Genomic DNA, 13,674 nt, shown 5'->3' with positions numbered 1-13,674 from the left:
TATCTAGTCCTCCTTTTTCAATACTATATGTGATTTATACTTTCTTACGTTCTGCTGCAATCTATCAAGAACCTTAACTACAGTTTCCATATCCTCACTAGATATGCCCTCTTCCATAAAATCCTCGACTTCCATAATCTTAGCTTCATCCCTAAGAATCTGCTGCTGTCCCTTCTCAGTAACAACAATCTGCTTTTTTCTGCCGTCACCATCTACAGGAACCTTTTTAATCAAATTATCTTTTTCAAGAAGCTGCATCATATCTGCTAATGTAGACTTTGGTAGATGAAAAATGTTTTCCAAATCCTTCTGAAATACAGGTTCACTTTGACGTGTTATATAGGCCAATAACCAACCATTTTTAGAAGAAGCGTTTTCGCCATTATCTTCCTTGAGGCCTCTGTTTACGGCGTTTTTCACCTCTCTACTAAGGCAATCACAAAGGAACCCTAAATGTATTCTACTGTCAAATTCTTTATGATCCATATCTCTCCTTTCGTCCGATTTCGGATAGTTCGAATCCGTTTTGTCCGAATACGAACTATTTGGAATTATACACCCGCAATTGTGTCCAATCAATAAACAAATTCTAAAAAATCTATTAAAAATTCCACGAGGGGTTTATTCCGTGGTATAGTAGACAGGAATAAAGGTCTCTGCTTTTGTCAGTATAAATAATTAATATAGAGAAAAGGAGTGTGCAAATGAGAGAAAGAAGTAAAGATTTAAGAGTAAGGAGAACCCTCACAGCAGTCAGAAAAGCTTTTAATGACTTAGTATTGGCTCGTAATTACAATGAAATCTCTATCACTGACCTCACTGAAAAAGCCGGAATTAACAGAAAAACATTTTACTTACACTATTCTTCACTTGATGATTTAGTATCTGAGGTTGAAGAAGAAATGACTAAAGAGATTCTTGATAATATAGGTGAGTATGCCAGAAAGCTTGACTTAGATGGCTGTATCACTTATTTCTATAAGTACTTAGAGTCATGTTCAAAAGTTGAAAAGAAGCTTATGTGCGATGAGCACTACTCATTCTTCTACAACAATGTAGTTGATATGGTTTTAAAGAGCGATGATTTTTCTAGATTCTTCTCAATGACAGAACATCCTTCGATTGTTCGTTCTTACACAAAGGCTATCACAGCCATTTATAAGGATTGGCTTTTTGAAGGTAGAGAAACTGATTTTTCAGTTCTTACAGAAACCGCAAGCAAATTACTTGGAAGCGGTTATTCTGGAATAATTAATAGGCAGTAAAAGAAAAACTCTAGCAGCTAGATAGTTGCTAGAGTTTTTTTATATTAAAGTATTAATTTCATTGCTCCAAAGATTCCTGCGTCATTTCCAAGTGATGCAAGAACAATCTTTGTATTGCGGCAACCGTGGAATGCAATCTGGTTGAATCTGTACTCAACTTCATCTACTAAATACTGACCAGCCTTTGAAACACCGCCACCAATAACGAATGCCTCTGGGTTTACAACACATGAGATAACCTGTAATCCCTGTGCAAGATACTCACATGCTCTCTTTGCAATCTCCTTTGCAACTACATCACCCTTCTTAGCCTCATCAAATACAGCCTTAGCATCAAGCTGCTCTACTGATCTAAGTGTGCTTGCATCATCGTTCTGAGCAAGACGAATCCTTGCAAGACGTGCAATACCAGTAGCTGAGCAGTACTGCTCAAGACATCCGTGGTTACCACATCCACAAGTGTTTTCCTCTGTATAGTTAACTCTGATATGTCCGATCTCTCCTGCTGCACCATGTGCGCCTGAAACGATGTTATCATTAATGATTACACCGCCGCCAACACCTGTTCCAAGTGTTACCATAACTGAGCTAGAATATTCCTTTGCAGCTCCCATCCAAGACTCGCCAAGTGCTGCTACGTTAGCATCGTTTCCAGCCTTGACCTTGATTCCACCAAGGCACTCTGAAAATTCCTTTTCTACGTTAAATACGCCCCATCCGAGGTTAACGCATCTATTTACTACACCTTCATCTGAAACAGGGCCAGGAATACCGATTCCTACGCCAAGGATATCATCTGCTGTGATATTCTTTTCTTCCATCTTCTTAACAACTGTCTGTGCTAAGTCCTTAAGGATATTAACACCACCGTTAGAAGTATCTGTTGGAACCTCCCATTTCTCTAAAAGCTCACCCTCTGCAGTGAATAAACCACATTTACATGTTGTGCCACCTAAATCTAGTCCAAAACCATACTTTGCCATTACTTACATAATCCTCCATTAAATATAACTATTCCTCAACCACAGGCTCTACTGTGGTAGTAATCTGAACGTCTGTAGCATTATCTGGTATCGCCCCTTCAGGAATCTCCGTTCCGTCAAAGGTTTGCGTTACTATCTGATAACTGCCTCCCACTCTTTCTTCAGGATTTTCCTCATCGAACTGCCCATATGATTCCTCATCCAAGCCCTCTAAATCAGGATCCTCCTGCTGTTCCTCAGTGCCGATAAATTCAACTGGCTTTTTAAACTCAGCTGCGACCTTACCCTCATGGATAATCGTCATAAAATCCTGCCAAATGGCTGCTGGATAAGATGAACCAGTAAGCCCTGGGACTGATTTTGGCTGGTCGTAGCCTACCCAAATGCTTGTTGTGTAGTATTTACTGTATCCAACAAACCAACCATCTCTATTATCGTTTGTAGTACCTGTTTTACCTGCTGCAGGCATTTCACCTAATGATACACCCCTAGCCGTACCGTCAGTCAATACAGATTGTAGCATATCTGTCATATTTCGTGCAGCATTTTCTTCGTAAACTTTAACATTTTCTTGGTTCGCCTCGAAAATAACCTTGCCCTCTGTGTCTGTTATTTTTTGTATGCAGGTGGCATCTCGCATATAACCATCGTTGTACAATGCAGCGTAGCCTTTTGCCATTTCTAGAGGGCTCACACCCACTGTCAATCCACCTAGGCATGCGGCCATGCCATAATCAGCCTTTTCTATACGTGAAAAGCCTAATGTCTTTAGGTATTCCATGCCTTTATCTGGTGTGATTTCTGAATACAGCTGCCATGCGATTGTGTTTTTAGATGTGGCAACTGCAGTTCGCAGGGTAATCTCGCCACTATATTTTCCTCCCGCATTCTCAGGACCATCCTCTATTTTTTCATCCATCACCATCGTATCTGGAGTGTATCCCATCTCAAGGGCCGGAGTGTACACTAGAAGCGGTTTAATGGCGCTTCCTGGCTGTCTAAAGCTCTGGTATGCGCGATTAAGCGTGTATCCCGTTACATCCTGGCTTCTACCACCTACAATGGCGTTTACCATGCCTGTCTCATTATCTATACATACACCGGCCGATTGCAGAGCATATATGCCCTCTTCATTTACATCCGTGAAATTCTCCAGCTTCTTGTCTATAGACTCCTGCAGCTTGCTTTGCATATTCAAATCTATGGATGTATATATCCTGTAGCCAGATGTAAACAGGCTCTTATTGCACTCATCATAGGCCTCCTCATAAGACTTTTCATAAGTGCTCTTTTCACTGTCCTTCTTAAAATCGTTCTTGAACTCAAATCCATTTGCTGCCATTAATGCTTTCGTCGCACAGTAATAGACATAGGTTTCCACGTAATTGTTCTTTATACTGTCCGGTCTTGAAAGGACTATTTCCTCAGCTTTTGCCTTTTTTGCGGCCTTCTCAGACAGCTTTCCATCGTTAACCATGGCATCTATAATACGGTCTGCTCTACTCTTTGTATTATTTGGATTTACAACTGGATCATAATATGTTGGTGAATTGGGAATGGCAAGCAGATAGCACAGCTGCGCCAAATCAAGCTTTGAAACATCCTCGCTAAAATATCCCTTGGCTGCCGCCTCCAAGCCATAATATCCATTTGCAAAATAAACATTGTTCAAATAAAACTCTAATATCTGTTCCTTTGAATACTTCTTCTCCAACTCAGTTGCTATAAATATTTCCTCAACCTTACGCTGCCAGGTCTTTTCATTGTTTAGGAATATGGTTCTTGCCAGCTGCATTGTAATGGTACTTCCGCCCTGGGTCATCTGTTTGTCCTTAAACATTACATATGCAGCTCTTATTATGGCTTTATAATCCACTCCACCATGCTCAAAGAAATTTTTATCCTCTATGGATACAAGAGCCGAAATGGCATCTTCAGGAATTTCTTCATAGGAAATGTAGTAAACGTCTTTTTCACCCTTTAGCACCGAAATAGTGTTACCGTTTTTATCATAAGCCTCACTGGTTTCTATCTGCCTAAAGGTGTTTTCGTTAGATTTGCGCACTAAAAGACTAGCCTCTGTCTTTAGTTCAGAGACCTGAGAAGCGTAGCCACTCACATAGTAATAAGTAACCCCAGTTATAAGTATGAGTAGCAAGATGATTTGCAGTTTAATTAATCTAAGGATTTTCTTATCCCTGGATTTCATTCCCCGCACCCCCAAAATTGTGTCCTACTTCTATAGTACCATAATGTCATTTCTTTGACATTTTAACCTTTAAATTTTTGTTTTTTATTTTTATAATCTTGTATTTAAAGCCTTATACTCGTAATATAGTTATAGTCTATAAATAAGGGAGGTTTTTACCGTGGAAAAAGAAAAAATTGGTGTCACCAAAAACGGTGAAGATATTATTGCATACACACTCATTAATAAGAACGGTATGCAGGCAAAGATAATGAACTTCGGCTGTAATCTACTTGAACTTTGGGTTCCAGATTCAGAGGGAATTCTTTCAGATGTTGTTTTAGGATATGAAAATATCGAAGATTATTTTGTTAATGGACCTGGCTTTGGCTGCTGCATCTGCCCTAACGGCAACCGCATCGGCGATAGCAAATTCACACTCAACGGTGTTGAATACAAGCTCGATGCCAACGATGGCAAGAACAATCTTCATTCAGGCTTCCATCCTATGCACAAGCGCATTTGGAATGTTGAATCAGTAGATGATAAGCACATCACATTCACATGCCACAAGGCTGATATGGAATGTGGTTTCCCAGGAGAAATGGACATCACAATCACATATACATTAGGTGATGACAACTCAATTCGCCTTGATTATTCAGGCATTTCAGATGTTGATACAATATTCAACCCAACTAACCACAGCTACTTCAATCTTAACGGTCATGATACTGGTTCTGTTATGGATCACATCGTTTGGGTTGATGCAGACAGATATACTCACACAGATTCAGAGTCTATCCCACATGGCGAATGCCGCGAAGTTAAGGGCACTCCAATGGATTTCACTACTCCAAAGGCTCTTAGCAAGGATACAGATGCTGATTACGACCAGCTTAACTGGGCAGGCGGATTTGACCACAATTACTGCTTAAATCATCACACATTAGATAAACCAAGTTGCACACTTGAGTCAACTCAGAGCGGCAGAAAGATGGAAGTTTATACAGATTTACCTGGTATGCAGCTATATGCTGGTAACTACCTTGATACATCTCACATCGGCAAGGGCGGATGCGTTTACGACAAGCGTCACGGCGTATGCTTCGAGTCACAGTTCTTCCCAAATGCTATCAACGTACCAGAGTTTGACCAGCCAATCGCAAAAGCAGGCGTTAAGGCTCACTCAACTACAATTTATAAATTCGTATAAAAAAGGCTTCCCCCTATGGGGGAAGCTGGCACCGAAGGTGACTGATGAGGGCATTACTACAATTGACCCTCATCCGGCTGCTTCGCATCCACCTTCCCCCAGAGGGGGAAGGCTTTTTTTATATAAATGCTTTAATCTGCTTGTAGATACCTGCTGCATCAAGCTCATACTTAGCAAGAAGCTTAACAGCTGGGCCTGACTCTCCAAATGTATCCTTTACGCCAATGCGAAGCATCTTTGTTGGGCACTTCTCTGAAAGAACCTCTGCAACTGCTCCACCAAGACCACCGATAATAGAATGCTCTTCAACAGTAACAACCTTTCCTGTCTTAGATGCGCTCTTAACGATAAGGTCAGCATCAATAGGCTTGATTGTGTGGATGTTGATAACCTCTGCATCAATTCCATCCTCAGCAAGCTTCTTAGCAGCCTCAAGAGATTCGTTAACCTCAAGACCTGTTGCGATGATTGTAAGATCCTTGCCCTCTCTAAGAACAACACCCTTACCAATTTCAAACTTGTAATCTGGTCTGTCGTTAATTACAGGTACTGCAAGACGGCCAAATCTAAGGTAAACTGGACCATCCATCTTGTAAGCAGCCTCTACAGCAGCCTTAGCCTCAACATCATCAGAAGGATTGATGATTGTCATGCCAGGGATTGTACGCATAAGAGCAATATCCTCGTTACACTGATGTGAAGCACCATCCTCACCTACTGAAATACCAGCGTGAGTAGCACCAATCTTTACGTTAAGGTGTGGGTAACCAACTGAGTTACGTACCTGCTCAAAAGCACGTCCTGCTGCAAACATAGCGAATGAAGAGCAGAATGGAACCTTTCCTGTTGATGCGATACCAGCAGCGATACCAACCATGTTTGACTCAGCAATACCACAGTCGATGTGACGCTCTGGGAAAGCCTTTCTAAAAATACCTGTCTTTGTAGCCTCTGCTAAATCTGCATCAAGAACTACTAAATTATCATATTTCTCACCGAGAGCAACAAGAGCGTTACCGTAGCTCTCACGAGTTGCGATTTTCTTTACGTCTGCCATTCTTACTCACCAGCCTTTCCTAATTCTTCCATTGCGATAGCATACTCCTCGTCGTTAGGAGCTTTTCCATGCCATCCTACCTGGTTTTCCATAAATGAAATGCCCTTACCCTTAACAGTCTTCATGATAATAGCTGTTGGCATTCCCTTTGTTTCTCTTGCCTCTTTGAAAGCGGCACGAAGCTGGTCAAAGTCATTACCATCTGCAACTTCTACCACGTGGAAGTTGAAAGCGCGGAACTTATCTGGAATTGGGTATGGTGTATTAACAACATCTACAGGTCCATCAATCTGAAGACCATTGTTGTCAACGATTACTACAAGGTTATCAAGTTTCTTAGCGCCAGCAAACATAGCTGCTTCCCAAACCTGACCTTCCTGAATCTCACCATCACCTAAAAGTGTGTATACTCTATATGAATCGTTTGAAAGCTTTGCAGAAAGTGCCATTCCTGTTGCAACAGAAATACCCTGGCCAAGTGAACCAGATGAAGCATCAATACCTGGTGTGTGCTGAACACATGGATGTCCCTGAAGGTGGCTTCCGATGCTACGAAGTCCCTTTAAATCTTCTACTGGGAAGAATCCACGCTGTGCAAGTGTAGCATAAAGTCCTGGTGCTGTGTGTCCCTTTGAAAGCACGAATCTGTCTCTGTCTGCCTTCTTTGGATCCTTTGGATCGATATTCATCTCCTCAAAGTAAAGGTATGTGAATACCTCTGTTGCTGAAAGTGATCCGCCTGGATGTCCAGCTTTTGCAGCATGAACACCTTCAATGATGCCTTTGCGAACCTCAGTAGCAATTTTCTTTAGCTCTTGGTTTGTCATTTTTCTCCTCCTATACAATTAAATGGCTGAGCCATTGTATATTATCTCATTTCGTCTAGAGTGATCAGCATGATGTTCTTAATAGCTGACGAAATGGTAATAGCATTTTCATGAAATCCTACATTTGAAAAGACTAAGTAAAAGGCGTCCCCCTGCCTATGTAGCTGCTTTGTCTTCTCGATAAGTGATTTAAGCTGTGCAACCTCTATTGGTTCATCGATATAATAACACTGTGCAAATATCGTGGCTGGCTTGCCTTCGCATGTACCCAGTGATACCAAATCAAATCCATCTGTGGTGCCCGCTTCATCATCATTAACCCACCAATTACCGATTTCTTCAATTGTAAATGGTAACATGTTTTTATCGCTTCTATCCCTAAGATATTCAGCGCATATCTTGATGAATACGTCCTTCATATATTCATCCATGACCGCCTGTGCCTTTTCCCATATGGCATCGGCATTTCCTAATATATATTCATCGTAATTAGGAACTACTACCTTATACCAGAATAGTGTACTTAAATTAACGATTGAATAGCGTGTTTTTTTCCTGTTTGTAATCTCTGTAATGGCGGTATCCTTTGTGCAAACACCTATTGCCATAAGAGAATTCAGGTAAGGAACTACAACATCCTTTGGTTTTTCGATTTCAGCAGAAATCTGGTTAACTCTGTTAAGTCCCTTTGCCAATGTGGCAAGCATATAGTTATAATAGGCAAGTTCCCTAAGCTCTGTGGCCATTACAATCTCCGGGTTAAGCCCAAGCCTGGCTTCCTTGTCTAGGAATAATCTTTTTGTTACTTCTTTTATTTTGTCCTCAGATTCTATCGGATGAATGTTAAGCTCTGTAAATCCATCTACTCCAAGCAAGGCTGCAACCCTTGAGAGATTGTAAGGTATTCCACCTGTAATTCCATATAAATAAGCTGCTTCCTTTGGACTAGAATCTGCAAAAAACTGGCAAGAATCATAGAAACCAAGTGGCTTTAATTCTAAATCAAGAGATATGGTATCTCGCCAAATGGCCTTCTTCCCCTTTATATATTTATCTACAAGCATGAACGCATCTGAACATAGTACTAGCTTTACAGGTAAATCCTTCCATTCGCCTGTGATGCATGTATGCAGCATTTTATCAAAATCTGGATCTGCTTTCACAATATGAGGATATTGATCGATAATAATGAGTTGCTTGGTTTCTGTAGCTCGTTTTGTTATCTCCTTACAGAACCCTTCAGCATCTAGAATTGTTTCAGAACCCATAATATGGCTTATAAGTTCAAACTGGTGCTTGCTTGTGGTTTCATATGCTTCAAAAAAAAGACCTTCTTTTCCTACATAAAATTCCCTTAGCAAAGATGTCTTGCCAATACCAATCTGACCAGAAATTATGGCTACTTCAGCATTATCTCCCTCATAAAACTTGTTTAGCTTTCCTAACTCTTCACTTCTACCTTTAAACATAACACCTCTCCTTTACACAGCCATTAGCGCGTGCAAATTCATGGTATCACGTTTCAACTATTACTGCAATAAGGCCAGAATTATTTTTGTTATTTCTAAACTATTTTAAATTATCCTGTTTACATCTTCTTTACTTTAGCATTATCTCTTATTTTTAGCAATATCGTAATTATTTTTTTTACCTTTTAATGGCGAAAAAAAGACCTGACAGCTGTCCTCTGCCAGGCCTGGGAAAATCCTCGTTTTGATACCTTTATTCTACCTTATACGCATAGCCCTTTTCTTTGGCATTTGCATAGTTAATATAGCCTTTTTGTCTGTATGGGTGCGACATCCATAATCTATCTGCAGTTTCTTTCCAATTAGCTGCGTACTCAGCACACTTTCCACATAGATGCTCTACTGGCTCTTCCTCCTGAACGTCTGTTGAATGAGCCCCTGAACGCTTTACCATTTCCTGAAGTATCTCAGGATTCTCTAACATTGGACAAGGACGCAACATGTTATCGTTGAACGGCTGGCCCTTTCTATATTCCATAAATAATGGTTGCTGCAATGCCTCTAATAATGTATTCTCACGAATGTTTGCTCCTGAATAGTGAATAAATACGCATGGCTCCACATCTCCCTTTGGATTGATATGGCAGTAATTACGTCCACCGGCAATACATCCACCTACAAACTCGCCATCATTCTGGAAGTCCATAACATAGATTTCCTTTCCGCCCTTGTTTCCACGGACCTCACGGAGTCTATGATAAATATATTCTCTTTGCTCTGGAGATGGCATTAACTCTGGTGTTGCATTCATACCAACTGGCATAAGGTGGAAATACCAAGCAAATCTTGAACCATGCTCGATTAGTAAATCAAAGAACTCATCAGATGTTACTGATTCCATGTTCTTTGCTGTATAGCATACTGAATTGCCAAATATTAATCCGTTCTCATGTAGCAAATCCATTGCTTTAAGAACCTTAGCATATACACCATCGCCTCTTCTGAAATCATTAGCATCCTCAAATCCTTCCAATGATATTGAAAGCGAAAGATTACCAACACGCTTCATCTCATCACAGAATGCCTGATCTATCAAAGTTCCGTTAGTATAGCTGTGGAATGCGCACTCGTTATGCTTCTCACAAAGCTTGATAATATCATCTTTTCTAACTAATGGCTCACCACCTGTTAACATATAAAAGTATATTCCGAGCTTCTTGCCCTGTGTTACAATGCTATCTAATTCTTCAAATGTAAGGTTAAGCTTGTGGCCATATTCGGCAGCCCAGCATCCTTTGCAACGAAGATTGCATGCACTTGTTGGATCCATAAGAATAAGCCAAGGTATATTGCAATTATATTTTTCTCTATTTTCTCTTATCATTTTTGTGCCTTTAAATGCAGCCTGATATCCTAAATTCAAAGCTGTCATCTTGGCCACATGTGGATCTGTTTCTGTAAGAAGTCTTGTTACATAATTCATCCACTTGGAATCTTCCTGATTAATTAAATCTCTAGCTCCTGCAAAAGCAGCTGAACGGAAGCCTTTAGCATTTCCACCCATCATCTTTTCTGTCAAATCTACCAGTTTTAAAAGATTAGTCTTTGGGTCCTTTTTGATATTCTTAAGAACACCATCAATTGCTGCACCAAAAGCAGCACGTTCAACACTATCTTTTACTCCCATTCTTAATCCTCCTCTTACGTATCTTTATAATCTTAGTATAGAAAAACCTTTATTTTTCACCATATACAAATATTTTTTTTGTTATGTGCTCTAAAACAAATTTACTTTTTTGTTTTGTTTTTTTATACACATTCTTTTTTTTGTATTCACATTACCTTCGCATTTAGGTTGCTGTTATTGTGCTATAATAATGTAAATTTAAAGTTAAGTTAGTTGTGTTTTGTTTTTTTAGGAGTTATTATGCCTGGTTTCATTACTCATTTGCTCTTTGGTGAACAATCAATTTCTTTTATTGAATCTACTGATACTAGAACTTTAATTGAAAAACATCAGACTGCCTATTCATTAGGCTTAGAAGGTCCAGATATATTTTTCTATCATATTCCTGCTTACTTGTTTTACAAAAGAAATATTGGAAAAGTTATGCATGATGAAAATGTAATGCTTTTTTTTGACTATCTTTTTGATGCAAGAAACTCTTTCGAGGATGCACATTCAAGAAGAATATGCGATGCTTATATCTTAGGATTTTTAGGCCATTATACTCTTGATACTGCCTGCCATCCTTATATCTATTACAAAACTGACCATCTGGAAAATATCAAGAAAAGTGGTGTATATGATTTCGGCAAACATGTTTCTCTCGAAACTGATATTGATCATATAATACTTAATCATTACAAACATATATTACCAAGTGAATATGATTATGCTACTGCAGTTTGCCCATCACGTAATGAAAAACGGGTGATTTCAGAATTGCTTTATATCGCTATAAATAAGACATATCCAAGAAACAAAATTAGGCTTAGAACCATTAAAAATTCAATTAACACCTTCATTAGGCTTAATCACAAAATGAACGACCCACAGGGAAAGAAAAAACGACACATAAGAAGCATTGAACAATTCTTCTTCAAATGTGCCGTTATATCATCTATGATACCAAGCGATTCTTACATAAAATATCCAGATCCATGCAATGAAAAGCATAACACCTGGTATAATCCATGGAATCCTGCCAAAGTTCATGATGAGAGTGTTTTTGATATTATGAACAAATCTATGCCAACATATATCGAACGTATTGAATTATACATGAAAGCCTGCGGCAATACTTCATTTATCGATTCTGAAAGCAATGTAAAAGAAGAGACTAACCAGTTTCTACATTACAGGAATCTTTTGCTTAGCAATCTAAGTGATTTAAGCTATTTAAGTGGCTTACCCCTTTAATAGCTTATTCGCCTAGAAATTCTTTAATTTGATTATAGATTATTTCCATTAATCTGATTCTAGCTTCAACAGCTGCCCAAGCTATATGTGGTGTAATTATAAGCTTGTTGCTATCCTTTATTAACCTAAGTGGATTATTAGCAGACATTGGTTCCACATCAAGAACATCAAGGCCTGCGGCAGCAATTATCCCCTGATTTAAAGCATCAGCCAAATCTTTTTCAACAATAATAGGTCCTCTTCCAACGTTGACCAGGATTGCTGATTTTTTCATCTTATTAAAGGCATTTGCATCCATTAAATGCATTGTGTTTTCATCTAATGGCGCGTGGATAGAAATAACATCTGATGTGGATAACAGTGTTTCAAAATCCACCTCTTTGTAGATATCAGAGTGATTTTTTCCACTTGTAGAATAATAAATTACATTAGCTCCTAAACATGTTGCTATTTCAGCTACTCTTTTTCCAATAGCTCCTAATCCGATAATTCCCCATGTTTTTCCATAAATTTCATTAAAATGCATTTCAAAATGAGTAAACATCTTATCTTCAACATACTGTTCTGATTTTACATAATTGTCATAGTAGTTAAGATGTTCTAATAGGTACATAGTTAAAGCTAATGTGTGCTGCGCTACAGCTTCTGTTGAATATCCAGCAACATTTCGCCATTCTATTCCCCTACTAGCTAAGTATTCTTTATCAAGGTTATTTGTTCCTGTTGCTGTGACACATACCAATTTCAAATTCTTAGCATTGCCTATTGATTTCTCATTAATTGGAACCTTGTTAAGAACTATAATATCCGCATCTACTGTACGTTCTGCTGTTTCCTCAACTGTAGAATAATCATAAATAACAACTTCACCGAATTCATTAAATGATGTTAGATCGATATCTTCACCAATTGATTTTCTATCGAGAAATACTATTTTCATATCGTTCACTCCTTCTCAAATTCTGTAGCTATTATGACACATATGTTTATCCAGAAAAAGACCTATATAACAAAAAAACTCTCCAGCTAAATGCTGAAGAGTAAAAAAATAGTGCCCAGAGTCGGAATCGAACCAACGACACGAGGATTTTCAGTCCTCTGCTCTACCAACTGAGCTATCTGGGCACGTAGTTGCGGGAGATGGATTTGAACCACCGACCTCCGGGTTATGAGCCCGGCGAGCTTCCAGACTGCTCCATCCCGCGATATTAAAAAGATGGGCGGTGGTGGATTCGAACCACCGAAGCAATTTGCAGCAGATTTACAGTCTGTCCCCTTTGGCCACTCGGGAAACCGCCCATATTATTAACTTTATTCAATTAAGTGGGACCTACAGGGCTCGAACCTGTGACCCCCTGCTTGTAAGGCAGATGCTCTCCCAGCTGAGCTAAGATCCCACGGTAAATATTAGATTTTTAGCGACCCCAGAGGGACTTGAACCCTCGACCTCCGCCGTGACAGGGCGGCGCTCTAACCAACTGAGCCATGAGGCCATTTAAAGTTGATAACAACTTCAAAACTTCATACAGATTAAGAATTAATGCTACATTTTCTTTTTTAGAATAAACCTTCGATCTATTAGTATTCATCAGCTGAATGCGTTACCGCACTTACACCTTGAACCTATCTACCTTATCGTCTATAAGGGATCTTATTTCCTTGAAGGAAGGGGATATCTCATCTTGAGGGGGGCTTCACGCTTAGATGCCTTCAGCGTTTATCCCGTCCAGACTTGGCTACTCAGCT

The 13,674-nt window shown here is 39.4% G+C and carries 11 protein-coding genes, 5 tRNA genes and 1 rRNA gene; 3 read left to right on the top strand and 14 right to left on the bottom strand.

Going from position 1 to position 13,674, the window contains the following annotated elements:
* Positions 1-3: 3 nt before the first annotated feature.
* Entirely contained in the window at positions 4-486 is a 483-nt protein-coding gene (locus tag G611_RS0105810; protein ID WP_028242817.1) for a MarR family winged helix-turn-helix transcriptional regulator, read from the bottom strand.
* A 218-nt stretch (positions 487-704) separates the two neighbouring features.
* Here G611_RS0105810 and G611_RS15240 point away from each other — a divergent pair, with 218 nt between their 5' ends.
* A complete protein-coding gene (locus G611_RS15240) occupies positions 705-1,265 on the top strand; it encodes a TetR/AcrR family transcriptional regulator (RefSeq protein WP_028242816.1) in 561 nt (186 codons plus the stop codon).
* Between the two features lie 44 nt (positions 1,266-1,309).
* On the opposite strand, the gene G611_RS0105800 is transcribed toward G611_RS15240, so the two are convergent.
* Both G611_RS0105800 and G611_RS14055 read right to left on the bottom strand, forming a co-directional pair.
* The gene (locus tag G611_RS0105800; protein WP_028242815.1) at positions 1,310-2,248 is read right to left on the bottom strand and encodes an ROK family glucokinase; all 939 of its coding nucleotides are present in this window, start codon (positions 2,246-2,248) and stop codon (positions 1,310-1,312) included.
* Positions 2,249-2,276: 28 nt separating this feature from the next.
* Positions 2,277-4,457, bottom strand: coding sequence for a transglycosylase domain-containing protein (locus G611_RS14055; protein ID WP_081656981.1), 2,181 nt, complete (start codon positions 4,455-4,457; stop codon positions 2,277-2,279).
* 160 nt (positions 4,458-4,617) lie between these two features.
* Here G611_RS14055 and G611_RS0105790 point away from each other — a divergent pair, with 160 nt between their 5' ends.
* Positions 4,618-5,652: an aldose epimerase family protein gene (locus G611_RS0105790; RefSeq protein ID WP_028242814.1), complete on the top strand. Its 1,035-nt coding sequence runs from the start codon at positions 4,618-4,620 to the stop codon at positions 5,650-5,652.
* A 118-nt stretch (positions 5,653-5,770) separates the two neighbouring features.
* Here G611_RS0105790 and G611_RS0105785 read toward each other — a convergent pair whose 3' ends face one another.
* The 4 genes from G611_RS0105785 to G611_RS0105770 all read right to left on the bottom strand — a co-directional run bounded on the left by G611_RS0105785 (position 5,771) and on the right by G611_RS0105770 (position 10,692).
* Positions 5,771-6,709, bottom strand: coding sequence for a transketolase family protein (locus tag G611_RS0105785; protein ID WP_028242813.1), 939 nt, complete (start codon positions 6,707-6,709; stop codon positions 5,771-5,773).
* A 2-nt stretch (positions 6,710-6,711) separates the two neighbouring features.
* Complete coding sequence (locus G611_RS0105780) at positions 6,712-7,536, bottom strand: transketolase (RefSeq protein ID WP_028242812.1); 825 nt, start codon at positions 7,534-7,536, stop codon at positions 6,712-6,714.
* A gap of 41 nt (positions 7,537-7,577) precedes the next feature.
* Positions 7,578-9,005 carry an ATP-binding protein gene (locus tag G611_RS0105775; RefSeq protein WP_028242811.1) on the bottom strand — a complete coding sequence of 476 codons (1,428 nt, stop codon included), beginning with the start codon at positions 9,003-9,005 and terminating at the stop codon, positions 7,578-7,580.
* 253 nt (positions 9,006-9,258) lie between these two features.
* Entirely contained in the window at positions 9,259-10,692 is a 1,434-nt protein-coding gene (locus tag G611_RS0105770; protein WP_028242810.1) for a radical SAM protein, read from the bottom strand.
* A 240-nt stretch (positions 10,693-10,932) separates the two neighbouring features.
* Here G611_RS0105770 and G611_RS0105765 point away from each other — a divergent pair, with 240 nt between their 5' ends.
* A complete protein-coding gene (locus G611_RS0105765) occupies positions 10,933-11,928 on the top strand; it encodes a zinc dependent phospholipase C family protein (RefSeq protein WP_028242809.1) in 996 nt (331 codons plus the stop codon).
* A gap of 4 nt (positions 11,929-11,932) precedes the next feature.
* Here the strand turns inward: G611_RS0105765 and G611_RS0105760 are convergent, their stop codons facing one another.
* The 7 genes from G611_RS0105760 to G611_RS0105730 all read right to left on the bottom strand — a co-directional run.
* A complete protein-coding gene (locus tag G611_RS0105760; RefSeq protein ID WP_028242808.1) occupies positions 11,933-12,868 on the bottom strand; it encodes a D-2-hydroxyacid dehydrogenase in 936 nt (311 codons plus the stop codon).
* A gap of 112 nt (positions 12,869-12,980) precedes the next feature.
* Positions 12,981-13,053: transfer RNA gene (locus G611_RS0105755), tRNA-Phe, on the bottom strand.
* A gap of 6 nt (positions 13,054-13,059) precedes the next feature.
* A tRNA-Met gene (locus G611_RS0105750) sits at positions 13,060-13,133 on the bottom strand.
* A gap of 12 nt (positions 13,134-13,145) precedes the next feature.
* Positions 13,146-13,227, bottom strand: a tRNA-Tyr gene (locus tag G611_RS0105745).
* Positions 13,228-13,252: 25 nt separating this feature from the next.
* Positions 13,253-13,325, bottom strand: a tRNA-Val gene (locus G611_RS0105740).
* A 22-nt stretch (positions 13,326-13,347) separates the two neighbouring features.
* A tRNA-Asp gene (locus G611_RS0105735) sits at positions 13,348-13,421 on the bottom strand.
* A 65-nt stretch (positions 13,422-13,486) separates the two neighbouring features.
* Positions 13,487-13,674: ribosomal RNA gene (locus G611_RS0105730) — 23S ribosomal RNA — on the bottom strand; the annotation flags it as partial.

The sequence above is a fragment of the Pseudobutyrivibrio ruminis AD2017 genome, from assembly GCF_000424305.1.
In the GTDB taxonomy this organism is placed as follows: domain Bacteria; phylum Bacillota; class Clostridia; order Lachnospirales; family Lachnospiraceae; genus Pseudobutyrivibrio; species Pseudobutyrivibrio ruminis_B.
The sequence above is the reverse complement of the archived record's forward strand: the minus strand, read 5'-3'. Positions and strand labels throughout refer to the sequence as shown.

Bases quoted from the DNA above. Each gene is read 5' to 3' on its own strand.
- G611_RS0105810 (WP_028242817.1), bottom strand. From the start codon at position 486: ATGGATCATAAAGAATTTGACAGTAGAATACATTTAGGGTTCCTTTGT.
- G611_RS0105765 (WP_028242809.1), top strand. From the start codon at position 10,933: ATGCCTGGTTTCATTACTCATTTGCTCTTTGGTGAACAATCAATTTCT.
- G611_RS0105780 (WP_028242812.1), bottom strand. From the start codon at position 7,536: ATGACAAACCAAGAGCTAAAGAAAATTGCTACTGAGGTTCGCAAAGGC.
- G611_RS14055 (WP_081656981.1), bottom strand. From the start codon at position 4,457: ATGAAATCCAGGGATAAGAAAATCCTTAGATTAATTAAACTGCAAATC.
- G611_RS0105770 (WP_028242810.1), bottom strand. From the start codon at position 10,692: ATGGGAGTAAAAGATAGTGTTGAACGTGCTGCTTTTGGTGCAGCAATT.
- G611_RS15240 (WP_028242816.1), top strand. From the start codon at position 705: ATGAGAGAAAGAAGTAAAGATTTAAGAGTAAGGAGAACCCTCACAGCA.
- G611_RS0105760 (WP_028242808.1), bottom strand. From the start codon at position 12,868: ATGAAAATAGTATTTCTCGATAGAAAATCAATTGGTGAAGATATCGAT.
- G611_RS0105800 (WP_028242815.1), bottom strand. From the start codon at position 2,248: ATGGCAAAGTATGGTTTTGGACTAGATTTAGGTGGCACAACATGTAAA.
- G611_RS0105775 (WP_028242811.1), bottom strand. From the start codon at position 9,005: ATGTTTAAAGGTAGAAGTGAAGAGTTAGGAAAGCTAAACAAGTTTTAT.
- G611_RS0105785 (WP_028242813.1), bottom strand. From the start codon at position 6,709: ATGGCAGACGTAAAGAAAATCGCAACTCGTGAGAGCTACGGTAACGCT.